Here is a 24,691-nt window from a genome sequence, read left to right as displayed (position 1 = left end):
GGTGAAGAATCGGGACGTTGTCGCCCCGCAGTTTAGAGGAAGAGTCCGGGGCCCGGGCGACTTCCTTCGGGGAATCTGACGCCGACTTTGCCAATCTTGTTCCCGTCCATGACTGCGACGGTCCAGATGGTGTTGTTCCATTCCACTTGGTCGCCGACGATAGGTGCGCCGCCGACTTTCTGGGTGATGAAGCTGCTCAGTGGCATGTCCGGGTCGATGCCTTCGAGCTTGAGGCCATACAGGGCTGAGACCGCGCCCAGCTGGGCGTCGCCTTCCAGCACGAAGTCGCCGAAGAAGCGCAGGTCGAGGCCGCGTTGTGGTGCCTGGCTGAACAGTTTGCCCAAGGCTGGCAGGTTGTGTTCGTGGCCTATCACGCAGAGCAAATCATCAACTTCGAGTACCGTACTACCCGACGGATGGAGCAGTTGTTGGCCACGGAACAGTGCGGCGATACGCGTGCCTTCGGGCATTTTCAGCTCGCGCAGCGCGGCGCCGATGCACCATTTTTCTGCACCCAGGCGGTAGACGAACAGCTCCCACTCGCTGGTGACGTGGACTTCCAGCGCTGCGCGGGAAATAGGGGCGGGGTCCGGTGGAACGGTCACTTTGAGCAGCTTGGCCACCCACGGCAGGCTGGTGCCTTGTACCAGCAGTGAGACCAGTACGATAAAGAACGCCAGATTGAAGTACAGCTGCGCATGGGGCAACCCGGCCATCAGCGGGAACACCGCGAGGATGATCGGCACCGCGCCGCGTAGGCCGACCCAGGCGATAAAGGCTTTTTCGCGGCCATGGTACGCCTTGAACGGCAGCAGCCCGACGACCACCGACAGCGGCCGCGCAAACAGAATCATCCACAGCGCCAGGCCCAGGGCCGGCAGGGCGATCGGTAGCAAGTCGTGGGGAGTGACCAGCAGGCCCAGCACCAGGAACATGCCAATCTGCGACAGCCACGCCATACCGTCGAGCATATGCAAGATGCCATGACGGCTGCGCACCGGGCGGTTGCCGATCACCAGGCCGCACAGGTACACGGCGAGGAAACCGCTGCCGTGCAGGGCGTTGGTCAGGGCGAAGACCACGAGGCCGCCGGCGATCACCAGGATCGGGTACAGGCCGTTGGCCAGGTTGATGCGGTTGACCATCTGCAGCAGCAACCAGCCGCCGCCCAGGCCGATGATGCCACCGATGCCGAACTCGCGGATCAGGTGGCCCAACAGGCTCCAGTGCAGGCCAGTCTGGCCGCTGGCGAGCATGTCGATCAGGGTCACGGTGAGGAACACCGCCATTGGGTCGTTGCTGCCGGACTCGATTTCCAGGCTGGCGGTGACCCGTTCGTTGAGGCCTTTGCCACCCAGCAGCGAGAACACCGCGGCGGCGTCCGTGGAGCCGACAATCGCGCCGATCAGCAGGCCTTGAATGATATTGAGGTTGAACAGCCAGGCGGCGACCATGCCGGTGAGGCCGGTGGTAATCAACACCCCCACCGTGGCCAGCGACAACGCCGGCCAGAGTGCCACGCGGAAACTCGCTACCCGTGTGCGCAAGCCGCCGTCGAGCAGGATCACGGCCAAGGCGAGGTTGCCCACCAGGTAGGCGGTTGGGTAGTTATCGAAAATGATGCCGCCGCCATCGACGCCGGCGACCATGCCTACGGCCAGGATGATCACCAGAATCGGGATACCCAGGCGGGACGAAAGGGAACTCACCAGAATGCTCGCACCCACCAGCAACGCGCCGATCAAGAACAGGCTGTTGATGGTCGTTGCATTCAAAGGCAGTACTCCAGAGCGGGGAAGACGGGGCGCAAACTGACCATGCAGTCTGCGTGCCAGCGATTCTAACCTGTTGAATTGCTGCGCTGTCAAAAAGCTTTTTCTGAGTCTCGTTGGAACTAAATGTGGGAGGGGGCTTGCCCCCGATTGCGGTTAGTCAGCCAGCTTATCTGTAGCTGAACCACCGCTATCGGGGGCAAGCCCCCTCCTACATTTTCAAGCCAGTGGTGTCTGTTAGAGGCGGAAGCGTCCTACCATCCCATTCAAATCCACCGCCAGGCGCGACAGCTCATTGCTCGCTGCAACAGTCTGGCTGGCACCCGTGGCCGACTGCACTGACAGATCACGAATATTCACCAGGTTACGGTCCACTTCCCGTGCTACCTGCGCCTGCTCTTCCGCCGCGCTGGCGATCACCAGGTTGCGTTCGTTGATTTCCACAATCGCTGTGTTGATGGTGTCCAGGGACAGCCCCGCGCCTTTGGCGATGTTCAACGTGGATTCGGCACGCTCAGTGCTGTTGCGCATCGAGTCCACCGCATGTTCCGTACCGGTCTGAATGCTGCCGATCATCCGTTCGATCTCGCTGGTCGATTGCTGGGTGCGATGGGCCAGCGCTCGTACTTCGTCGGCGACCACGGCAAAGCCACGCCCGGCTTCACCAGCACGTGCGGCTTCAATCGCTGCGTTCAGGGCCAGCAGGTTGGTCTGGTCGGCCAGGCCACGAATCACGTCCAGTACCTTGCCGATGTCCCGCGACTCATTGGCCAGGTCACCAATCAGTGTGGCGGTGGCTTGCACGTCGCCGCTCATGCGTTCGATGGCACTGACGGTTTCCTGTACCAAGTCACGGCCATCGCCGGCTGACAGAGTGGCGTTGCGCGAGGCTTCGGAAGTACTTACCGCGTTGCGTGCGACTTCTTCGACGGCGCTGGTCATCTCGTTGACGGCAGTGGCGGCTTGTTCTATTTCGTTGTTTTGCTGAGTCAGGCCACGAGCGCTTTCGTCGGTGACGGCGTTCAGTTCTTCGGCGGCGGACGCCAGTTGGGTGGCTGAGCCGGCGATGCGTTGCAAGGTGTCACGCAGTTTGTCCTGCATCTTGGCCATGGCAGCCAGCAGGCGGCCCGCTTCGTCGTTGCCGTCGACCTTGATCGGGCGTGTCAGGTTGCCTTCGGCCACTTCTTCGGCTGCTTCCAGCGCCTGGGAAATCGGCACGGTGATGCTGCGGGTCAGCAGCCAGGCGAACAGCAGGGTCAGCGCCGTGGCAATGATCAGCAAGCCCACCACCAGATCAAAGGCCATGTCGTATTGGTCTTTGGCTTGCTGGTTGGTGGTGTTGGCGGCGTCGTTATTGATGTCCAGCAAACGGGTCAATACGGCGTTGACCTGCTCGGAGTTGTTCAGCAACTCTGTGTTGAGCAGGTTGCGCAGCTCTTCGATTTGATTGGCGCGAGACAGGCTTTTCATGCGCGCTTCAATCTGGTGGTACTGGCCCAACAGGCGGACGTACTCGTCGTAGGCGTTGCGTTCCTCAGGGCTGGTGATCAGTTTTTCGTAGATGGCCTGGGCGGCGCGGATCTGCTGATTGCGCACTTCGAAGGCATCCAGGGTCTTTTGCTGCACGTCTGGCTCGCGGTTGGTCAGCAGGCGGTACGACAGCACTCGCAGGCGCAGGGTCAGTTGGGTGAATTCGTCGAGGGCGCGAATGCTCGGCACGCTGGACAGGGTGATGTCTTCGGCGGCACCACGGATTTTGCTCATCTGGTTCAGGGCAAAAATACCGAGAAGCAACATCAGCGCACCAATAAACGCGAAGCCGAGGAAAGCCCTCGGAGCGATATTCATATTACGAAGAGACATGCGGGAGTCCTGGGGAGAAGCGCGATCCATGCGGCCATGAGACGAGGTGTGCATCAGGTATCGGCCGTGCGACTAAAGTCTTAAGGGGGTGCGCGCTTTTGTCGCATCGGACGAGGGGTTTAACGGATTCAGGAACCAGATGGGGGAATTGCAGTCACTAAGGCTCGAAAGTGCGGCTCGGCCCTTAAAAAACGGGCTGCGCGCCGGGGATAACCCTGGCATCCGAGGTGAATTTTCTTTATCGTCACCGCCCTTTTAAAAAGCCCGAGAAATCAAAATGTTAGAAGCATCCCTCAGTCAATTGGAACAACTGGTCGGCGACTTGGTACAGCAGAACCAGGATCTGCTGGGCAGCAACGAGTCCCTCAAGGCGGAACTGGCCCGTGCCAAGGACGAAAACGACAGCCTGCAACTGAACCTGATGGAACAGGAAGAAAAGCACGGCGCCACCGCCGCTCGCATCCAGGCGTTGGTTGAGCGTGTGAGCGCAGGTCCTGTCGGCGCATGAATGAAGGGATAAAGGTCGTTTCGATTCTCGGAGAGGATTACTCGATCAAGGCCCCGGCCGGGGAAGATCAAACCCTGATGCACGCCGTGACCCTGCTCAAGGCCTCCCTGGCCACCACCAAGAAAAAGTACCCGACCCTGATCGGTGACAAATTATTGGTACTGGCCGCGCTGAACCTGTGCGCCGAGCAGATCGAAATGCAACAGCGTCACCAGCAGGAACTCGACCGTTACCAAGAGCAAGTCAGCGCCACGGTCGATGTGATTTCCAAGGTAATAGGTCAGCCTTAGAACCATTCGTCCTGCATTGCCAGGCACGTATCATCGCGTGCCTCCAGAATCGCCAGTTCATGATGGCAGCCCGGCACTTCCCAGGTCAGGAAGTACCGGGCGGCCTGGAGCTTGCCTTTATAGAAGGCCACATCGGCCGCATTCCCCTTGGCCAGCCCTTCTTCAGCGCGGATCGCCTGTTCCAGCCAGCGCCAGCCAATCACTGTATGCCCGAATACCTTCAAGTACAGCGCCGAGTTCGCCAGGCTGCTGTTGACCTTGCCTTGGGCCAGATCCGTCAGCAGGCCGAGGGTCACGCTTTGCAAGCGGTTGACCAACTGTTCCAGTGGTTCGCGCAATGCGGTCAGTGATGGGTATTCCTGTGCCCGTGCGCCCGTTTCGGCGATCAACCGGATCAACTGCTTCAAGCCCGCGCCACCGTTTTGCGCCAGTTTGCGCCCCAGCAAATCCAGGGACTGGATGCCATGGGTGCCTTCATGGATCGGGTTCAGGCGGTTGTCGCGGTAGTACTGCTCCACCGGGTATTCACGGGTGTAGCCGTGGCCGCCGAGGATCTGGATCGCCAGTTCGTTGGCCTTGAGGCAGAACTCCGACGGCCAGGATTTGACGATGGGCGTGAGCAGGTCCAGCAATTCGTGGGCTTGTTTGCGTTCGGTATCGGTGGCGAGGGTCGTGGTGTCATCGAATAGCCGCGCGGCGTATAGGCCGAGGTCGAAAGCGCCTTCTACGTAGGACTTTTGGGTCAGCAGCATGCGCTTGATGTCCGCGTGCTGGATGATCGACACCGGTGCGGTTGTGGGATCTTTGCTGTCAGGCAAGCGACCTTGCGGGCGTTCGCGGGCGTACTCCAGCGAGTACAGATAGCCGGCATACCCGAGCATCACCGCGCCCATGCCCACGCCGATGCGTGCCTCATTCATCATCTGGAACATGCAACTCAGGCCCTGGTGCGGCTTGCCCACCAGGTAGCCGACACAGTTGCCGTTATCGCCGAAGTTCAGCGCAGTGGAGGTGGTGCCACGCCAGCCCATCTTGTGAAACAGCCCGGCCAGCAGCACATCGTTGCGCTCGCCCAGGCTGCCATCGTCGTTGACCAGGAACTTGGGCACGATAAACAGCGAAATGCCTTTCACCCCAGGCGGCGCATCCGGCAGTTTGGCCAGCACCATGTGCACGATGTTTTCCGAGAGCGGGTGGTCGCCACCGGAGATGAAGATCTTGTTGCCCTTGAGTCGGAAGGTGCCGTCGGCCGCAGGTTCTGCGCGTGTACGAATATCCGACAGCGACGAGCCGGCGTGGGGTTCGGTGAGGGCCATGGTGCCGAAGAAGCGGCCGTCGATCATCGGTTGCAGGAAGCGTTGTTTCTGATCCTCGGTGCCGAAGCTTTCAATCAGGTTGGCGGCGCCCATGGTCAGGAACGGGTAGGAGGTGGATGCGGCGTTGGCCGACTGGAAGTGCGCGAAGCAGGCTTGGGACAGCAGGGTCGGCAGTTGCATGCCACCCGCTTCGAAACTGCGCGCGGCATTGAGGAAACCAGCTTCGAGGAACGCGTCCACGGCCGGCTTCACTTCTGGAATCAGGATGGCCTTGCTGTTCTCAAAGCGTGGCTCGTTCTCGTCGTTCTTACGGTTGTGTGGCGCGAAGTACTTCTCGGCAATGCTGCGCGCTGTGCTGATGGCCGCATCGAAGGTTTCGCGGTTGTGCTCGCTGAACCGCTCACGCTGAGTCATGCCCTCGGCATCGAGAACTTCGTACAGCTCGAAAGCCAGATTGCGGGAACTGAGCAGCGTCTCGGACATGGCGGGTCACCTATGTGGGAATAGGTCCGAGTCTAAGTGCGCGAATGGAGGGTGGATAGCAAGATTGATCTGAGTGATGCCCAGGCAAATGTGGGAGGGGGCTTGCCCCCGATAGCAGTGTGTCAGCCACAAATAAGTCGACTGATACACCGCAATCGGGAGCACGCCCCCTCCCACATTTTTTACCGCGTTTTGTCAGGTCGTTAGCCGATGGTCATCAGGCTGGCATTACCGCCTGCTGCTGCGGTGTTAACGCTCAATGCACGTTCAATCACCAAGCGCTCCAGCGCAATCGCCGTCTCACCCTGCGACAAACCATGCACGCCAACAATCGCCCCGCCACGCTGGGCCACTTGCTGGCACACCGCGCGCAGTTGGTCGGAATCACCGTGGTGCAGGACCGCGTCGAACACCACCTCGTCCTTGGTCCAGTCGGCCACGCGCTTGATCTTCGCCTGAACTTCCTTCGGTAGGCGTGGGAATAGAGCTTTGGTCAGGTCGGTTTCCGGCCATACCGCCGAACCGCCCACTGCCAATACCGCTGCCAATTGAGTCAACAGGTCGCCTTCCACTTCCGCCAGGCACAGTACGTGCTCACGAGGCAGGATGGCGTAGCTGTTGCGTTCGCCGGTCGGTCCGGCCAGTTGGCGGGTGATACCGCTTTGGGATTGTGCGGCGAACTGGCTGCACAGGGCGCTCAGGTCGCTGAACTTGTTGCTGTCGGACCAGGTTTTCAGGGCCGTCAGCGGTTGGCTCATGACGTCGCGCAGACGTACGTCCGGTGCCGTCAGTGCGTCGCCACGTACGAAGGACTGTTCGATCGCATCGGTAGGACGAGTCGACAGCAGGCGGTACAGGTACAGTGGACCACCGGCTTTCGGGCCGGTGCCTGACAAGCCTTCGCCACCGAACGGTTGCACGCCAACCACGGCGCCCACAATGTTGCGGTTCACATAGACGTTACCGGCATTGACGTTGTCGATCACCTTGGCGATGGTCTCGTCGATACGAGTGTGTACGCCCAGGGTCAGGCCATAGCCGGAAGCGTTGATCTGGCCGATCAGTTGATCGATCTCTTTGCGCTTGTAGCGCACCACGTGCAGCACCGGGCCGAAGATCTCCCGTTGCAGTTCGTCAAAGCTTTCCAGCTCGATCAGGGTTGGCATCACGAAGGTGCCGCGCTTGACCTCTTCGCCGTCGGCGATTGCCACTTGGTACACGTTGCGGCCTTTGTCGCGCATGGCCTGGATATGTTTCTCGATGCCGGCCTTGGCTTCGGCGTCGATCACCGGGCCGATGTCCACCGACAGGCGCTCCGGGTTACCCAGGCGACATTCCGCCATGGCACCCTTGAGCATTTCGATGACACGGTCTGCCGAATCTTCCTGCAGGCACAGTACGCGCAGGGCCGAGCAACGTTGGCCGGCGCTGTCGAAGGCCGAAGACACCACGTCGATAACCACTTGTTCGGTGAGGGCCGAGGAGTCGACGATCATCGCGTTCTGGCCACCAGTCTCGGCAATCAGCGGGATCGGACGGCCCTGCGCATCGAGACGGCCGGCGACATTACGTTGCAGCAAGCGCGCTACTTCGGTGGAACCGGTGAACATCACGCCTTTGACGCGATCATCACCCACCAGGCGGGCACCGACGGTTTCGCCTTGACCCGGCAGCAGTTGCAGCACGCCTTCGGGAATGCCGGCTTCCAGCAGGATGCGCACGGCTTGTGCGGCGACCAGCGGGGTTTGTTCGGCAGGCTTGGCCAGGACCGGATTGCCGGCGGCCAGTGCAGCGGCGACCTGGCCGCTGAAAATTGCCAGTGGGAAGTTCCACGGGCTGATGCACACCACCGGGCCCAGCGGGCGGTGGGCGTCATTGGTGAAATCGTTGCGTGCCTGCACTGCGTAGTAACGCAGGAAATCCACGGCTTCGCGCACTTCGGCGATGGCGTTGGCGAAGGTCTTGCCGGCTTCGCGGGCTAGCAGGCCCATCAGCGGCTGGATCTCGCCTTCCATCAGGTCGGCGGCGCGTTCCAGGATCGCGGCGCGTTCGGCGGGCGGGGTGGCCTGCCAGATTGGGCCGGCGTTGATGGCGCACTGGATGGCATTGTCGACGTCTTCGACGGTGGCCTCTTGCACGTGGCCGACTACATCACGCAGGTCGGACGGGTTCAGCACCGGTGCGGCTGCTTCATTGCTGGAGGCACAACCGAGCATCGGCGCGGCTTTCCAGTTGTTGTGTGCGGTGGCCAACAGGGCGCAGGACAGCGATGCCAGGCGGTGTTCGTTGGCCAGGTCGATGCCGGCGGAGTTGGCGCGGTCACTGCCGTACAGGTCGCGCGGCAATGGAATGCGCGGATGCGGCAGACCGAAGCCACCTTCCAATGTGGCCATTTGCTCAATGCTGGCCACTGGATCGGCCACCAGTTCCTGAATCGAGATGGACTGGTCGGCGATGCGGTTGACGAACGAGGTGTTGGCACCGTTTTCCAACAGGCGACGCACCAAGTAGGCCAACAGTGTTTCGTGGGTGCCGACCGGTGCATACACACGGCATGGACGGTTCAGCTTGCCATCGGAAACCTTGCCTACAACCTGCTCGTACAGTGGTTCACCCATGCCGTGCAGGCATTGGAACTCGTACTGGCCAGGGTAATAGTTCTGACCGGCGATATGGTAAATGGCCGACAGGGTGTGGGCGTTGTGGGTAGCGAACTGCGGGTAGATGACTTCCGGTACCGACAGCAGTTTGCGTGCACAAGCAATGTAGGAAACGTCGGTGTACACCTTGCGGGTATACACCGGGTAGCCTTCCAGGCCTTCGACCTGGGCGCGCTTGATTTCGCTGTCCCAGTACGCGCCTTTTACCAGACGGATCATCAGGCGGTGGCGGCTGCGGCGCGCCAGATCGATGACGTAGTCGATCACGTACGGGCAACGTTTCTGGTAAGCCTGGATCACGAAACCGATACCGTTCCAGCCGGTCAGTTGCGGTTCGAAGCACAGGCGCTCCAGCAGGTCCAGCGACAGTTCCAGGCGGTCGGCTTCTTCGGCGTCGATGTTCAAGCCGATGTCGTATTGCTTGGCCAGTAGGGTCAGGGACAGCAGACGTGGGTACAGCTCGTCCATCACGCGCTCATACTGCGCACGGCTATAACGCGGATGCAGTGCCGAAAGCTTGATGGAGATGCCAGGGCCTTCATAAATCCCACGGCCGTGGGACGCTTTGCCGATGGAGTGAATGGCTTGTTCGTACGATGCCAGGTACTTCTGGGCATCGTGTTCGGTCAGCGCGGCTTCACCGAGCATGTCGTAGGAGTAGCGGAAGCCCTTGGCTTCGAACTTGCTCGCGTTGGCCAGGGCTTCTGCGATGGTTTCGCCGGTGACGAACTGCTCGCCCATCAGGCGCATGGCCATGTCGACGCCCTTGCGGATCATCGGCTCGCCGCTCTTGCCGATGATGCGGCTCAGGGATGAGGTCAGGCCGGCCTCATTGTGGGTGGCGACCAGTTTGCCGGTCAGCAGCAGGCCCCACGTGGCGGCATTGACGAACAACGACGGGCTGTTGCCCAGGTGCGGCTGCCAGTTGCCGGTGCTGATCTTGTCGCGGATCAGCGCATCGCGGGTGCCTTTGTCGGGGATGCGCAGCAGCGCTTCGGCCAGGCACATCAGCGCCACACCTTCTTGGGACGACAGGGAAAATTCTTGCAGCAGGCCCTGGACAATACCGGCACGGCCGCCGGCACTCTTCTGATTGCGCAGTTTCTCGGCAATCGAGGCGGCCAGCTTGTTGGTGGCTTCTGCCATCGGAGCTGGCAGGCGGGCCTGCTCGATCAGCATCGGTACCACTTCCGGCTCCGGGCGGCGGTAGGCGGCAGTGATCGAAGCGCGCAGTACCGACTGCGGCAGGATACTTTCGGCGAACTCCAGGAAGCACTGGTGGGCGTGGTCGGCCTGGACCTCGCCCGCGTCTTCAGCGTCCTTGCTGGCCAAGCCATTGAGCTCGGTCAGGGTTGCACCACCCTCGAGTTTCTCCAGGTAATTGAAAATCGCCTGCTTGATCAGCCAGTGCGGCGTGCGATCAATGGAGGTCGCGGCAGCCTTCAAGCGTTCGCGGGTTGGGTCGTCGAGTTTGACCCCAAGGGTGGTCGTTGCCATCTTTATTATCCTCATGGGTGCCACTACCGAGTGGCATCTGCTGGCGGCAAGATTAGCTTTGCCCATGAAGAGGTGCAACCGGGTGCAACCCTTTTGTTCAGGAAATTTTTGAAGGTCCTCACGAAAAAAATCGGCCCTCAGCCGAATCCGCTTTCTCTTGGTGCATTTGCTTCTGACTTCGGCTGTTCTTGCTCCAAAAAGGAGCAAAAACGCGGTGTTTTCCGGAATACATGAGTGGGTGCAACTTATTCTCAAGAAACTGGTTGCACCTTATTTGCTTTGTTGAATAGCATTCGCGGCCAAGGTGCAACCACCTCAGCGGTTCGGTTCATCGGCTGGCGGCTTTCCTGGGGAAACGCCAGTCATAAATGCGCGGCACGCAGTTTCGTCTACCCGGTTAGCAGTGGGTGGCCGTCTGACAGGCCGTCGCTACATAAAAACAAAGCCAGGGCGTCACTCTTATGAGCGTTAGCAATCCAACCCTGATCACGTTCGTGATCTACATCGCAGCAATGGTGCTGATCGGCTTCATGGCCTATCGCTCCACCAACAACCTTTCCGATTACATCCTCGGCGGTCGCAGCCTCGGTAGCGTGGTGACGGCTCTGTCGGCCGGCGCTTCTGACATGAGCGGCTGGTTGTTGATGGGTTTGCCGGGTGCGATCTACATGTCGGGCCTGTCGGAAAGCTGGATCGCCATCGGCCTGATCGTCGGTGCTTACTTGAACTGGCTGTTCGTGGCCGGTCGTCTGCGGGTACAGACCGAACATAACGGCGACGCCCTGACCCTGCCGGATTATTTCTCCAGCCGTTTCGAAGATAAGAGCGGCCTGCTGCGGATTATCTCTGCGGTGGTGATCCTGGTGTTCTTCACTATCTACTGCGCATCCGGCATCGTGGCCGGTGCCCGCCTGTTCGAAAGCACCTTCGGCATGTCCTACGAGACTGCACTGTGGGCCGGCGCCGCGGCGACGATTGCCTACACCTTTGTTGGTGGTTTCCTGGCGGTAAGTTGGACAGATACCGTACAAGCCACGCTGATGATCTTCGCGTTGATCCTGACGCCGATCATCGTGCTGCTGGCCACTGGCGGTGTCGATACGACCTTCCTGGCCATCGAGGCCAAGAACCCCGACAACTTCAACATGCTGAAAAACACCACCTTCATCGGCATCATTTCGCTGATGGGCTGGGGCCTGGGCTACTTTGGCCAGCCGCACATCCTCGCACGCTTCATGGCGGCGGATTCGGTGAAGTCGATCGCCAAGGCGCGTCGCATCTCCATGACCTGGATGATCCTGTGCCTGGGCGGCACCGTGGCCGTGGGCTTCTTCGGTATCGCCTACTTCTCGGCGCACCCGGAAGTGGCAGGCCCGGTTACCGAGAACCACGAGCGTGTGTTCATCGAGCTGGCCAAGCTGCTGTTCAACCCATGGATCGCAGGCGTGCTGTTGTCGGCCATCCTGGCGGCGGTCATGAGTACCCTGAGCTGCCAACTGCTGGTGTGCTCCAGCGCCCTGACCGAAGATTTCTACAAGACCTTCCTGCGTAAAAATGCTTCCCAGCTGGAATTGGTATGGGTTGGCCGCGCCATGGTGCTACTGGTGGCCCTGATCGCTATCGCCATGGCGGCCAACCCGGACAACCGTGTACTGGGCCTGGTGAGCTATGCCTGGGCCGGTTTCGGCGCGGCATTCGGCCCAGTGGTGCTGATCTCGGTGATCTGGAAAGGCATGACCCGCAACGGCGCACTGGCCGGTATCCTGGTCGGCGCAATCACCGTGATCGTGTGGAAACACTTCAGTCTGCTGGGCCTGTACGAGATCATCCCAGGCTTCATCTTTGCCAGCCTCGCGATTTACTTCGTAAGTAAGCTGGGCGCGCCGACGGCGGGTATGCTCGAGCGTTTTGATGCAGCGGAAAAAGACTACAACCTCAACAAGTAATGCTTCGGGCGTTGATCGCCCGTTGAGCTGAAAAAAAGCCCGCATCCTACAGATGGCGGGCTTTTTTACGTGTGTGATTTACGCCGCTCCGGAGAAGATTCAGGCGTTAGCATGTAGGGTTTTACTGATTTGCTCGGGGCGTGCTCAGCAGGGCGTAACCGTGGTGCAGAATCTGCCGCCCACCCTTCGCAGAGAAACATCGGATGTTCGCTCCTGCCAACCAATGCGTCTTTACCCTGACCCTCGACGGGGCGTCCAGTGAACTCAAGGTACTCGAGTTCAGGGGCACCGAAGCCATCAGTCAGCCCTACCGTTTTGACTTGGAATTGGTCAGCGAGCAGCCCGACCTTGACCTTGAGAGCTTGCTCCATCGTCAGGTGTATCTGGGCTTCGACGACCAGGGGCAGGGTGTTCATGGTCTGGTTTACCGTGTGGCACAGGGTGATTCCGGGCGGCGCCTGACGCGTTATCAGATGAGTGTCGTTCCTCAGCTGACCTATCTGAAACACAGCAGCCACCAGCGCATTTTCCAACACAAGAGCGTGCCGCAGATCGTTGCGCAGGTGCTGGTGGCGCAGGGGATCCAGGGCGACCGGTTCACATTCCAACTCAGCGGAACGTATCCCGAGCGCGAGTATTGCGTACAGTTCGGTGAGAGTGATCTGGCATTCATTCAGCGGCTGTGTGCCGAGTTGGGCATTCACTATCACTTCCAGCATTCGCCGGAGGGGCACCTGTTGGTGTTCGGTGACGATCAGACGGTATTTGCCCAGGCCGAGCAGCCCACGCCTTACGCGCCTGGTTCCGGAATGGTGGCGGACACAGCGGCAATCAAGAGTTTTACCGTGCAATTGGAAACCCGCACCACGGCGGTGAGTCTGCGCGATTACGACTTTCGTAAACCGCACCTGGCGTTGCAGAGCGAAGTCGCCAGCGAACGGCTTCCTCGGCTGGAAGAACAAGATTATCCCGGCTATTTTTCCGACCGTCCCCACGGCAAATACCTGGCGCAGCACAGGCTGGAACGGCACCGCAGCGACTACCGGGTCGCCCATGGCGAAGGTGACGAGCCGGGGTTGACCAGCGGTCGTTTCCTCAAGCTTGGCGGGCACCCGCGCGCCGACTGGAACGACCTGTGGCTGGTGACGCGCATCACGCACGAAGGCAAACAACCCCAGGTACTTGAGGAGGCTGTGGTCGAAGTGGCTGGCGGGGATTTTCGTCAGGGCTATCGCAACGAGTTCACGGCCGCGCCGTGGGATGTGGTTTTCCGGCCGTCGCTGCCAGAACAACCACGCCCGAATAGTTCGGGTTATCAGAATGCGGTGGTTACCGGGCCTGCCGACAGCGAGATCCATTGCGATGAATACGGCCGGGTCAAGGTGCAAATGGCTTGGGACCGTACGGGGGAGCACAACGATCATTCGAGTTGCTGGTTGCGAGTGGCCAGTGCTTGGGCGCATGACGGTTATGGCTCAGTGCTGATTCCCAGGGTCGGCATGGAGGTGCTGGTGGGCTTCGTCAATGGCGACCTGGATATGCCAGTGGTCATGGGGTGCTTGCCCAACGCGGCGACGCCGGTGCCTCTCGACCTGCCGACGGATAAGACCCGCAGCATCTTGCGCAGCCAGAGCAGCCCCGGTGGGGGTGGCTATAACGAACTGCGCATCGAAGACCGCAAGGGGGCCGAGGAGATCTACCTGCGCGCCCAGCGGGACTGGACCCAGCATGTGTTGCACGACCAGCAGGTGCAGATCGACAACCAGCGTCGGATAACGGTGGGCGGCGAGTCGCACCATGAGTTGCAGGGCGAAGAGCAACGCGTTACCCACGGCAACCGTCTGACTGAACTCAAGCAGGATGATCATCTGATGGTCGGTGGCTCGCAGCGTATACGGGCCGGGAGGACTATCCAGATTGGTGCTGGGCAAAGTGTCGTGATCGATGCGGGTGCCGGTGTGACGATTCAGGCGGGTGGCCAATCCATTACGGTTTCGGCGGGCGGTATCTTCAGCAGTGTTCCTATCCAACTTGGCAGTGCGCCAGTTCCCGCCGCTACACCGTTGATACCGGGAATGAAGGAGAAGCTGCTGGTGGTTATTCCCGTGCCGTTGAGCCGCGTTCAAGTGGCCAGCCTGAAACGTAGCGCACCGTTTTGCGAAGAGTGTGAGCGCTGCAAACACGGCCAGTGTGATATCCCACGACACAGTGGCTGACAGGAGTTTGCCTTGATGAACAAGCGTCTGGCGCCTGACGCCTGGATTGCACAGCAGCCTCTACCGTCTGGTGAGCGGGTCTTCGCCATCTTGAGCAATGCCAGTGATGCCAAACCTTTTGACGCAGCGGTTGGAATGCTGCCCCAATCGATCTGGGCAGGCACGGCCTATGCCGAGTGGGGGGAGGTGATGCCCTATGTCGGCATCGTTGAGCCGGGGAGTGCCTTCTGCGATTGGGTCGCAACCACTGAGGCTGCCGATTGGGGCTGGCTGGCGGTGTCGTCCAGCCCGTTGGACGTGGTGATTGCGCACCTGCAAAGCCTGACCAAGGTCTATCTACCCGACGGCCGGGTCGTGTTCTTGCGTTTTTGGGATGGAGCTCGGTTTTTGCCAATCCTGCAGGGGCTGGAGGAAGAGGCGGGGCGGGTGCTGCCGGTGTTCCGACGCTATCTGATCAACGGTCAGCCCTTGGTGGTAACGCCGGCGCCTGTGACAGTGGCGAAAGCCAGTCCTTGGTAGCGGGTGCCGGCGTCTTTGTTAGCCGGGCTGGCGCAACAATCGCCCCAGACCTTGACCGACAACCTGATGCAATGGCTGGAGGAGCATCGTCCGGAGCTGTATGCGGCTTTCTCGCTGGCGACCTTGAAGCACAAGGTGGCTTACTTTTCGCGTGGGCCTGATGTCTGTCATGAGACATTGGCCAGCTATCTTGTTTGCGAGTCTGGAGGCATGTCCCTCACCGGCCCGTGAGCAACAGCCGACATGCAGCCCTGCACCTTTGTCCCGGTAGAAGGTAAACTTCGCCCCCTGCGCAGGAGCAACCATGAATTATCGTCACGCCTTTCACGCCGGCAACCATGCCGATGTCTTCAAACACCTGACCTTGACCCGCCTCATCGCCCTGATGTCGCGCAAGGAGCAACCGTTCGCCTACCTTGATACCCATGCCGGTATCGGGCTGTATGACCTGCAGGGCGATCAGGCCAACCGCACCGGTGAATACCTGGAAGGCATCGCCCGTCTGTGGGGTGAAAGCGACCTGCCGCCGCTGACCGCCGATTACATGCGCGTACTGCACGAGATGAACCCGGATGGCCAGTTGCGTTACTACCCTGGCTCCCCGGAGCTGGCCCGGCGTCTCACGCGCCCGCAGGACCGTGTGTTGCTCAATGAGAAACACCCGGACGACGGCGTGTTGCTCAAGGACAACATGAAAGGTGATCGCCGCGTCAAAGTGCACCTGGGCGAAGGTTGGCATGTGCCGCGTGCCTTGCTGCCGGTGCCGGAGAAGCGCGCGCTGATGCTGATTGACCCGCCGTTCGAAAAGCTCGATGAAATGCAACGCTGCGCCGCGTCGCTCAAGGAGGCGGTGGGCCGTATGCGCCAGACCGTCGCAGCGATCTGGTACCCGGTGAAGGACCAGCGCATGCTGCGTCGTTTCTACCAGGACCTGGCCGGTACCGGCGCGCCGAAATTGCTGCGCGTGGAGTTGCTGGTACATCCGCTGGACACGCCCAACACCCTGACCGGTTCTGGATTGGCTATCGCCAACCCGCCGTGGGGTTTGGAAGAGGAGTTGCGTGAGCTGCTGCCGTGGCTGTCCAAGAAGCTTGGCCAGACGCAGGGTGGGTGGCAGATGGATTGGTTGATCGCTGAGTAGCTAGTCGCCTGCCAGGACGCCATCGCGGGCAAGCCCGCTCCCACATTTGGAATGCATTCCAAGGTGGGAGCGGGCTTGCCCGCGATGCTTTTGGTGTCAGATCGGGCAGGTCACGCCTGTGCCGCCGATACCGCAATACCCTTGCGGGTTCTTCGCCAGGTACTGCTGGTGATACGCCTCGGCGAAGTACACCGTTGGCGCTTCTTCGATTTCCGTGGTGATCACGCCCAGGCCGGCTTTGGTCAGCTCCTGCTGATATGCCTGCGCGCTGGCTTGCGCTGCTGCCAATTGCTCGGGTGTAGTGGCGTAGATCACCGAGCGGTACTGGCTGCCGATGTCATTACCCTGGCGCATGCCCTGGGTCGGGTTATGCAGTTCCCAGAACATCTTCAGCAGGTCTTCGTATTTCACCTTGGCCTGGTCATACACCACCAGCACCACTTCGCTATGGCCGGTCAGGCCCGAGCAGACTTCTTCATAGGTCGGGTTCGGCGTGTAGCCGCCGGCGTAGCCAACCACGGTGCTGACCACGCCATCGCGCTGCCAGAACTTGCGCTCGGCGCCCCAGAAGCAGCCCAGGCCGAAGATCGCGAAGCCGACGTCGTCGAGGAATGGGCCCAGCAGCGGATTGCCGTTGACGAAATGGGTCTCCGGCAGCGCCATCGGGGTTTCACGACCAGGCAAAGCTTGTTCTTGAGTAGGCAGCACGTTTTTGTTCACCAGAATTTCCGAGCGCAAGACCATGATCAGTCCTCTCAGTCAGATTGAGTTAGGTAAGAATTCAGACAGCCAGTGTGCCCGAGTGTTACATCGCTGTCAGGCGATTGGCCCGCGCGGGTAGCGTTTAAGCATCTTCATCAGCTCGGACCCGGGGATCGGCCGGTCGAACAGGTAGCCTTGGCCCACATCGCAGCGATGCCGGCGCAGGAACGCCAGTTGCTCTGCGGTCTCGATACCTTCGGCCACCACCTTGAGCTTGAGGTTGTGGGCCATGGCGATGACCGCCGAAGTGATCTCCATATCGTCCTGGTTATCCGGGATCTCATGGATAAAGCTGCGATCGATCTTAATGATGTCGATGGGGAATTTTTTCAAGTAGCTTAGCGACGAGTACCCGGTGCCGAAGTCGTCCATGGCCAGGGTCAGACCGAAACTCTTCAACTGGTCCAGTTGCAGGCGCGTGTCTTCGGTGGCCTCCAGCAGCAGGCCTTCGGTCAGTTCCAGCTCCAGCAGGTTCGCCGGCAGCTGTTCTTCCTTGAGGATGGTGGCGATGGACGCCACCAGGTCCGGGTCGGAAAACTGCTTGGGCGACAGGTTGATCGCCACCTGCAGATTGCCCATGCCGGCGGCGCTCAACTGCTTGCTCATGCGGCAGGCCTGGCGGGCGATCCACTTGCCGATAGGGATGATCAGCCCGGTCTCTTCGGCCACGCTGATGAATTGGTCGGGGCGGATCATGCCCTTTTCCGGATGATTCCAGCGCAACAGTGCTTCCATGCCCAATAGGCGGCCACTGCGCAGGCACAGTTTGGGTTGGTAGAACACGTCCAGCTCGTTTTGGGTCAGGGCGCGGCGCAGGTTGTTTTCCACGAACAGCTTGTAGCTGGCTTCGGCGTTCAGCGCCTCGGTAAATACCTGCACCTGGTGTTTGCCGTTGGCCTTGGCTTTGTGCAGCGCCAGGCCGGCGTTGCGCATCAGTGTCTGTGGATCGCGGCCATGCAGTGGTGCGCAGGCCAGGCCGACGGAGCCCGTGACGCTGATCAATTGGTTGTCGACGAACATCGGTTTGTCGAGGGTGGTCAGCAGTTGGCTGGCGACCTGCTGGCCGGTTTCCAGATCGGCGTCGTCCAGCAGCACCGCAAACTCATTGCTGGCAAAGCGCGCCAGGCTGCCACCGGTACTCAAGCTGTTGCGCAGGCGACGGGCCAGGCTGATCAGCAGCTTGTCACCGGTCTGGTGGCCGAGGCTGTCGTTGATCCGCTTGAAGTTGTCAATGTCCACCAGCAGCAGGCTGATCGGGCTGTCGCTGTCCCGGGCAAAGCGTTCATCCAGGTTGCGGATAAACGCCGGGCGGTTGCCCAGGTTGGTCAAGTTGTCGGTGTACGCCAGGCGTTCGATGCGCTGCTGGGCCAGCTTGGTCTGGGTGATGTCTTCGTAGATGCCGATGTAGTGGGTCAACTCACGGTTGTCGCCATACACCTTGGAAATCGACAGCTGGCCCCAGTAGGGCTCCAGGTTCTTGCGTCGGCTTTTGAATTCGCCTTGCCAGCTGTTGCTCTTGGCCAGGCTGGAAGGTGCGTCGAACAGCAACTCACTGAGGTTTTCCAAGGCCGGCAGTTGCGCCAGGCGATGGCCGTGGACTTCTTCGGCGCTGTACTGGGTAATCGCAGTAAAGCTTGGGTTGACGTATTCCACCACGCCATCGCAATTGACCAGCAGGAAGGCGTTGGCGCTTTGTTCCACGGCACGTTGGAACAGGTGCAGGGCGCTGGTGGCGGTGCGGCGGTTGTGATTGTTGATCACTTGGGCGAACTGGTCCGCCAGCTCGCCAGCGAAGGCGATTTCATCGGATTGCCAGGCGCGGGAGCTGCCGCTTTGTTCCAGGCACAGCACGCCGACGACCTGACCATCCACCCGAATGCTCGCATCGAGCATGGCGTGGATATCCTTGGCGCGCAGGCTTTCGGCCATTTCCCGGGTGCGTGGATCGCGCATCGCATGGGTGGCGTCGATGGCGCGGCTGCTGTGCAGGGCTTCCAGGTAGTCCGGAAAGCCACTCGCGTCGATGGCCTCGGGCAGGTGGTGTTGCTGGTCGGCACGCTGGTACGCCGAGATCGGCACCAGGCGCTGGCCCTCGAGGTTCCAGATACTGGCGCAATCGATTTGATAGATATCGCACGCACTGCGCGTGATCAGCTCGGCGGCTTCCTGTAGCGAGTTGGGCGCGCTGTAGCGCTGGCGGGCCAGCAGCAGGATCAGTTCCTGCTGGGCGCGCACCCGTTCCAGGTGCTGCAACTGTTCCTGTTGCGCACGCTGGTTGAGTTCCAGGGCGATTTGCAGGCGGCTGTTCTGGTTTTCCAGATCGGCCGTCGGGGCCGGGGCGGGGATTTCACTGAACAGGCCGTCGACGACCATGAGGTAGCCGCGCAGCAAGTGGCGATTGTGTTGTTTATAAGCCTCGCCCATTTCCAGCAGGCTCAGCGGCCCATCGTTGGTGTGCAGGGTGTAGCGCACCAGGTAATGGGGGCTCTGGCTCAGTTGCTGCTGGATCGCATCGTGCAACTGGTAGCGCGCCTGGGGTTCCATCAGGCTGGCGTAGGGGGTGCCGATCAGGGCGCATAACTCGACCGCCGGCAGGCCGAATTGGCGCTCGCAATTGGGGTCGAGGTAAAGCAACGCCCAGCTTGCCTCATTAAGCCGCTCGAAACGCAGCATACCGAGGCGCGAAGGCACCGGTAATTGCGTCACTACCTCGGCCGCCATACGGGCGACATCGGGTTGGCTTTTCATGGGGAAACTCGCTTGGGAAATTGCGCACTGCGCCGGGCTCACGCCCTCTTTACTGTCACCTGCGGCAAGGTTGCATCATGCAGCACGCACTGACAAGAGAGGATGAAGGCTAAGTGCTATATGGGTGTTATCGGCCGCACGGGGGATTTCTGCAATCGGAGCGATCGGTGGTTCGCACTGGCTTTGTGTGGGGGCCGGCTTGCTCGCGAAAAGCGCAGAGACACTGCGTTTATCCAGCATACCCGCGGCTACAAAAGCAGGGCAAAAAAAGCCCCGCCAAGTGGCGGGGTTGAGGTACGAGCGTGGCGCTCGGAAATCGGTATTGCCAGGCCTCCCCGGTGAAGGGGAGGCCCGTTGAGGCTTACAGCAGGATAGTGCGGATGTCGTTCAGCAACTGGCTCAGACGCTGAGTGAAGCGTGCAGCCGCGGCGCCGTTGATCACACGGTGATCGTAGGACAACGACAATGGCAGCATCAGCTTCGGCTGGAACGCTTTACCGTCCCACACAGGCTGGATAGTGGCCTTGGACACACCGAGGATCGCCACTTCCGGCGCGTTGACGATTGGCGTGAAGCCAGTGCCGCCAATGTGGCCGAGGCTGGAGATGGTGAAGCACGCGCCCTGCATGTCGTCCGGGGTGAGCTTCTTGTCGCGGGCCTTGGCAGCCAGTGCAGCGGCTTCGGCAGCCAGTTGCAGCAGGCTCTTCTGGTCGACGTTCTTGATGACCGGTACCAGCAGGCCATCCGGGGTGTCGACCGCGAAGCCGATGTGCACGTATTTCTTGCGGATGATCGCCTTGCCGCTTGGCGCCAGCGAGCTATTGAAGTCCGGCAGTTCCTTGAGCAGGTGCGCGCAGGCCTTGAGCAGCAGCGGCAGCACAGTCAGTTTCACGCCGGCTTTTTCAGCCACGGCTTTCTGCGCAACGCGGAAAGCTTCCAGGTCGGTGATGTCGGCCTGGTCGAACTGGGTCACGTGCGGGATGTTCAGCCAGCTGGCGTGCAGACCGGCCGCGCCGATTTGCATCAGGCGGGTCATAGGCACTTCTTCGATTTCGCCGAAGCGGCTGAAGTCCACGGTGCGGATCGGCGGGATGCCCGAACCACCGGTAGCAGCGCCAGCAGCCGGAGCTTCCTTGGCTTTCTGCATCATGGCTTTGACGTAAACCTGCACGTCTTCCTTCAGCACGCGACCATGAGGACCGCTGGCCGCTACTGCGCTCAGCTCAACGCCGAACTCACGGGCCAACTGACGCACGGCCGGGCCGGCGTGAACCTTGGCGCCGCTTGGCGCTGGTGCGGCAGCAACCGGGGCCGGTGCGGCCTCGGCTTTTGCAGCAGGCGCAGGGGCAGCGGCTGCCGGTGCGGCTTCAGCCTTGGCAGCCGGTGCGGCGGCCGGAGCTGGAGCGGCGGCAGGCGCAGCGCCTTGTACTTTCAGCTTGAGGATGAAATCGCCAGTGCCGACTTCGTCTTCCAGCTTGACCGCGATGCTTTCCACCACGCCGGCAGCCGGCGATGGGATTTCCATGGAGGCCTTGTCGGACTCCAGGGTGATCAGCGACTGGTCGGCTTCGACGGTGTCGCCGACCTTGACCAGCAGCTCGATGATCTTGGCCTTGCCCGACGAGCCGATGTCCGGGACGTGAATGTCCTGGACAGAAGCAGCGGCAGGTGCAGCAGCCGGAGCCGCTGGGGCCTCGGCTGGCTTTTCGGCAGGCGCTGGTGCAGCCGCCGGAGCGGCCGCTGGCGCAGGGGCCGCAGCAGCGGCACCTTCGATTTCCAGCTCCAGCAGTTCGTCACCTTCTTTCAGGCGGTCGCCCAGCTTCACTTTCAGGCTTTTGACCACGCCAGCCTTGGGAGCAGGGATTTCCATGCTCGCCTTGTCCGACTCCAGGGTCAGGATGCTCTGGTCGGCTTCGACGGTGTCGCCGACCTTCACAAACAGCTCGATTACTTCACCTTCACCGCTGCCGATGTCAGGTACGCGAATGAGTTCGCTCACAAAAAATCTCCTCAGCAGTCCAGTGGGTTGCGTTTTTCCGGGTTGATCCCGAACTTGACGATAGCGTCAGCCACCACCTTAGGTTCGATCTCACCACGGTCAGCCAAGGCTTCCAGGGCTGCCAACACCACGAAGTGACGGTCGACTTCGAAGAAGTGACGCAGCTTCTTGCGGCTGTCACTGCGACCGAAACCGTCGGTGCCCAGGACTTTGAATTCCTTGGACGGGACCCACTGGCGAATTTGTTCAGCAAACAGTTTCATGTAGTCGGTCGAAGCGATCACCGGGCCTTTACGGCCGGTCAGGCACTCTTCAACGAAGGTGCGCTGTGGCTTCTGGCCAGGGTGCAGGCGGTTGTGACGCTCTACGGCCAGGCCGTCGCGACGCAGTTCGTTGAAGCTGGTGACGCTCCACACGTCAGCGCCGACGTTGAACTCTTCACGCAGGATCTTCGCCGCTTCACGCACTTCGCGCAGGATGGTGCCGGAGCCCATCAGCTGTACGTGGTGCGCTGCTTCCTTGGTGTCTTCTTCGAGCAGGTACATGCCCTTGATGATGCCTTCTTCCACGCCAGCCGGCATTGCAGGCTGCTGGTAGGACTCGTTCATCACGGTGATGTAGTAGAAAACGTCCTGCTGCTCTTCGGTCATCTTCTTCATGCCGTCCTGGATGATCACCGCCAGCTCGTAGCCGTAGGTTGGATCAAAGGTGCGGCAGTTCGGGATGGTGGCAGCCAGGATGTGGCTGTGACCGTCTTCGTGTTGCAGGCCTTCGCCGTTCAGCGTGGTGCGGCCGGCGGTGCCGCCGATCAGGAAGCCACGGGTACGGCTGTCGCCTGCTGCCCAAGCCAGGTCGCCAATGCGCTGGAAGCCGAACATCGAGTAGAAGATGTAGAACGGCAGCATTGGCTGGTTGTGGCTGGAATACGAAGTACCGGCAGCGATGAAGGAGCTCATGGCGCCCGCTTCGTTGATGCCTTCTTCGAGGATCTGGCCCTTCTTGTCTTCCTTGTAGAACATCACCTGGTCTTTATCGACTGGCTCGTAGAGCTGGCCGACGGAGGAGTAGATGCCCAACTGGCGGAACATGCCTTCCATACCGAAGGTACGGGCTTCGTCCGGGATGATCGGGACGATGCGCGGGCCGATGTCCTTGTCCTTGACCAGCTGCGCCAGGATGCGCACGAAAGCCATGGTGGTGGAGATTTCACGGTCGCCCGAGCCGTCAAGGATAGCCTTGAGGGTGCTCAGGTCTGGCGTCGGTACGCTGAAGCTCTGCGCGCGACGCTGTGGCACGAAACCACCCAGTGCGGCGCGACGCTCGCTCAGGTAGCGGGCTTCGGCGCTGTTCGGCTCCGGCTTGAAGAACGGCAGGTTTTCCAGCTCTTCGTCTTTGACCGGAATGTCGAAGCGATCGCGGAACAACTTCAGGCTGTCGACATCGACTTTCTTGGTGTTGTGCGCGGTGTTTTTCGCTTCGCCGGCACCCGTGCCATAACCCTTGATGGTCTTGGCCAGGATGACGGTCGGTTGTTCTTTGTGGTTGACCGCTTCGTGGTACGCCGCGTAGACCTTGTACGGATCGTGGCCGCCACGGTTGAGTTTCCAGATCTCGTCGTCGGACAGATCAGCAACCATCGCCTTGAGTTCAGGCGTGTTGAAGAAGTGTTCACGTACGAACGCGCCGTCTTTGGCTTTGTAGTTCTGGTACTCGCCGTCGATGACTTCGTCCATGCGACGTTGCAGGATACCGTCGACGTCCTTGGCCAGCAGTGGGTCCCAGAAACGGCCCCAGATGACTTTGGTCACGTTCCACTGGGCACCACGGAATACGCCTTCGAGTTCCTGGATGATCTTGCCGTTGCCGCGAACCGGGCCGTCGAGGCGCTGCAGGTTGCAGTTGATGACGAAGATCAGGTTATCGAGCTTCTCGCGGCCGGCCAGGGAGATGGCGCCCAGGGATTCCGGCTCGTCACACTCGCCGTCGCCCAGGAAACACCAGACTTTCTGTTTGCCTTCAGGGATGAAGCCACGGGCTTCCAGGTACTTCATGAAACGTGCCTGGTAGATCGCCTGGATTGGACCCAGACCCATGGAAACCGTCGGGAACTGCCAGAAATCAGGCATCAGCCAAGGGTGCGGGTACGACGACAGGCCGTTACCGTCCACTTCCTGGCGGAAGTTGTTCATGTGTTCTTCGGTGATGCGGCCTTCCATGAACGCACGGGCGTAGACGCCTGGCGAGGTGTGGCCCTGGAAGTAGATCAGGTCGCCGCCGTGTTCGTCGGTCGGGGCCTGGAAGAAGTAGTTGAAGCCGATGTCATACAGGGTTGCGCTGGAAGCGAAGCTGGAGATGTGACCGCCCAGGTCAGAATCTTTCAAGTTCGTGCGCATTACCATCGCCATGGCGTTCCAACGTACCAACGAGCGAATGCGGCGTTCCATGAACAGGTCGCCAGGCATGCGTGCTTCGTGGGTAACGGGGATGGTGTTGCGGTACGGCGTGGTGATGGCGTAGGGCAGTTGCGAGCCGCTGCGGGTCGCGAGTTCGCCCATACGGGTCATCAGGTAGTGAGCACGGTCTTCGCCTTCTTTGTCGAGAACCGATTCCAGGGCGTCCAGCCATTCCTGGGTTTCGACGGGATCGAGGTCTTGCATGGCTTGCTCCAGGGCGGAAAGGCTACCAGAATCGGTTGCCTGAAGTTTGCGACTGGCCTTGTGGGCAGACGACATAAATTCTTGGATGGCCGAAGGTTGCTTCGGCGTCCTGTAGTTTTACTACAAATCGTCGGCCATTTCAGCCTTTCGAATGTATATACGAGTAGTAAAACTACACAAGACTGAGCGTATAGCTCGGTCTGGCTGGTGAGCATAATCGTTATTGTTGATCTTTTGCGAACAAGAAAAGGTGAATGTTTGATGTTGGCTGCCAAAATGAAATTAATTTCAGCTATTTCTAACCTTTGTTCGAC

At 60.4% G+C, this 24,691-nt stretch carries 13 protein-coding genes and 2 pseudogenes; 6 read left to right on the top strand and 9 right to left on the bottom strand.

Annotation, left to right across the window (positions count from 1 at the left end):
- Window positions 1–32: 32 nt before the first annotated feature.
- The 3 genes and pseudogenes from AC07V4_RS03950 to AC07V4_RS03940 form a co-directional block, all read right to left on the bottom strand.
- Complete coding sequence (locus tag AC07V4_RS03950; protein ID WP_492637342.1) at window positions 33–1,775, bottom strand: potassium/proton antiporter; 1,743 nt, start codon at window positions 1,773–1,775, stop codon at window positions 33–35.
- A 234-nt stretch (window positions 1,776–2,009) separates the two neighbouring features.
- Window positions 2,010–2,873, bottom strand: coding sequence for a methyl-accepting chemotaxis protein (locus AC07V4_RS03945; RefSeq protein WP_492637378.1), 864 nt, complete (start codon window positions 2,871–2,873; stop codon window positions 2,010–2,012).
- Window positions 2,865–3,620: pseudogene (locus AC07V4_RS03940) on the bottom strand (MCP four helix bundle domain-containing protein); the annotation flags it as partial. The pseudogene AC07V4_RS03940 and the gene AC07V4_RS03945, both read right to left, overlap by 9 nt.
- Window positions 3,621–3,912: 292 nt before the next feature.
- Here AC07V4_RS03940 and AC07V4_RS03935 point away from each other — a divergent pair.
- Both AC07V4_RS03935 and AC07V4_RS03930 read left to right on the top strand, forming a co-directional pair.
- Window positions 3,913–4,143, top strand: a complete 231-nt coding sequence (locus AC07V4_RS03935) for a hypothetical protein (RefSeq protein ID WP_431749303.1) — start codon at window positions 3,913–3,915, stop codon at window positions 4,141–4,143.
- Window positions 4,140–4,433 carry a cell division protein ZapA gene (locus AC07V4_RS03930; protein WP_492637341.1) on the top strand — a complete coding sequence of 98 codons (294 nt, stop codon included), beginning with the start codon at window positions 4,140–4,142 and terminating at the stop codon, window positions 4,431–4,433. The genes AC07V4_RS03935 and AC07V4_RS03930 overlap by 4 nt, the downstream gene beginning before the upstream one ends.
- Here the strand turns inward: AC07V4_RS03930 and AC07V4_RS03925 are convergent.
- Window positions 4,430–6,232 carry an acyl-CoA dehydrogenase gene (locus AC07V4_RS03925; protein ID WP_492637340.1) on the bottom strand — a complete coding sequence of 601 codons (1,803 nt, stop codon included), beginning with the start codon at window positions 6,230–6,232 and terminating at the stop codon, window positions 4,430–4,432. The two genes, AC07V4_RS03930 and AC07V4_RS03925, sit on opposite strands and share 4 nt — an antisense overlap.
- Window positions 6,233–6,435: 203 nt before the next feature.
- Window positions 6,436–10,389 carry a trifunctional transcriptional regulator/proline dehydrogenase/L-glutamate gamma-semialdehyde dehydrogenase gene (putA, locus tag AC07V4_RS03920; RefSeq protein WP_492637339.1) on the bottom strand — a complete coding sequence of 1,318 codons (3,954 nt, stop codon included), beginning with the start codon at window positions 10,387–10,389 and terminating at the stop codon, window positions 6,436–6,438.
- A gap of 461 nt (window positions 10,390–10,850) precedes the next feature.
- On the opposite strand from putA, the gene putP reads away from it, so the two are divergent.
- The 4 genes and pseudogenes from putP to AC07V4_RS03900 all read left to right on the top strand — a co-directional run bounded on the left by putP (window position 10,851) and on the right by AC07V4_RS03900 (window position 16,211).
- On the top strand, window positions 10,851–12,335 hold the full coding sequence (putP, locus tag AC07V4_RS03915) for a sodium/proline symporter PutP (RefSeq protein WP_431752263.1): 1,485 nt from the start codon (window positions 10,851–10,853) through the stop codon (window positions 12,333–12,335).
- A 203-nt stretch (window positions 12,336–12,538) separates the two neighbouring features.
- The gene (locus AC07V4_RS03910; protein WP_492637338.1) at window positions 12,539–14,551 is read left to right on the top strand and encodes a type VI secretion system Vgr family protein; all 2,013 of its coding nucleotides are present in this window, start codon (window positions 12,539–12,541) and stop codon (window positions 14,549–14,551) included.
- A 15-nt stretch (window positions 14,552–14,566) separates the two neighbouring features.
- Window positions 14,567–15,301, top strand: a pseudogene (locus AC07V4_RS03905) (DUF4123 domain-containing protein).
- A 73-nt stretch (window positions 15,302–15,374) separates the two neighbouring features.
- Window positions 15,375–16,211 carry a 23S rRNA (adenine(2030)-N(6))-methyltransferase RlmJ gene (locus AC07V4_RS03900; RefSeq protein WP_060755160.1) on the top strand — a complete coding sequence of 279 codons (837 nt, stop codon included), beginning with the start codon at window positions 15,375–15,377 and terminating at the stop codon, window positions 16,209–16,211.
- Window positions 16,212–16,307: 96 nt separating this feature from the next.
- Here the strand turns inward: AC07V4_RS03900 and msrA are convergent, their stop codons facing one another.
- From msrA to aceE, 4 genes are all read right to left on the bottom strand, one after another.
- On the bottom strand, window positions 16,308–16,955 hold the full coding sequence (gene msrA, locus AC07V4_RS03895) for a peptide-methionine (S)-S-oxide reductase MsrA (protein WP_431749637.1): 648 nt from the start codon (window positions 16,953–16,955) through the stop codon (window positions 16,308–16,310).
- Between the two features lie 72 nt (window positions 16,956–17,027).
- Window positions 17,028–19,721: a putative bifunctional diguanylate cyclase/phosphodiesterase gene (locus AC07V4_RS03890; RefSeq protein ID WP_492637337.1), complete on the bottom strand. Its 2,694-nt coding sequence runs from the start codon at window positions 19,719–19,721 to the stop codon at window positions 17,028–17,030.
- A gap of 361 nt (window positions 19,722–20,082) precedes the next feature.
- On the bottom strand, window positions 20,083–21,720 hold the full coding sequence (gene aceF, locus AC07V4_RS03885) for a dihydrolipoyllysine-residue acetyltransferase (protein WP_431749635.1): 1,638 nt from the start codon (window positions 21,718–21,720) through the stop codon (window positions 20,083–20,085).
- Between the two features lie 11 nt (window positions 21,721–21,731).
- Window positions 21,732–24,377 (bottom strand): pyruvate dehydrogenase (acetyl-transferring), homodimeric type, encoded by a 2,646-nt coding sequence (gene aceE, locus AC07V4_RS03880; protein ID WP_492637336.1) that lies wholly within the window; start codon window positions 24,375–24,377, stop codon window positions 21,732–21,734.
- Window positions 24,378–24,691: the final 314 nt, after the last annotated feature.

The sequence above is a fragment of the Pseudomonas sp. GW821-FHT03A09 genome (assembly GCF_059421065.1).
This window is presented reverse-complemented; position numbering and strand designations above follow the sequence as displayed.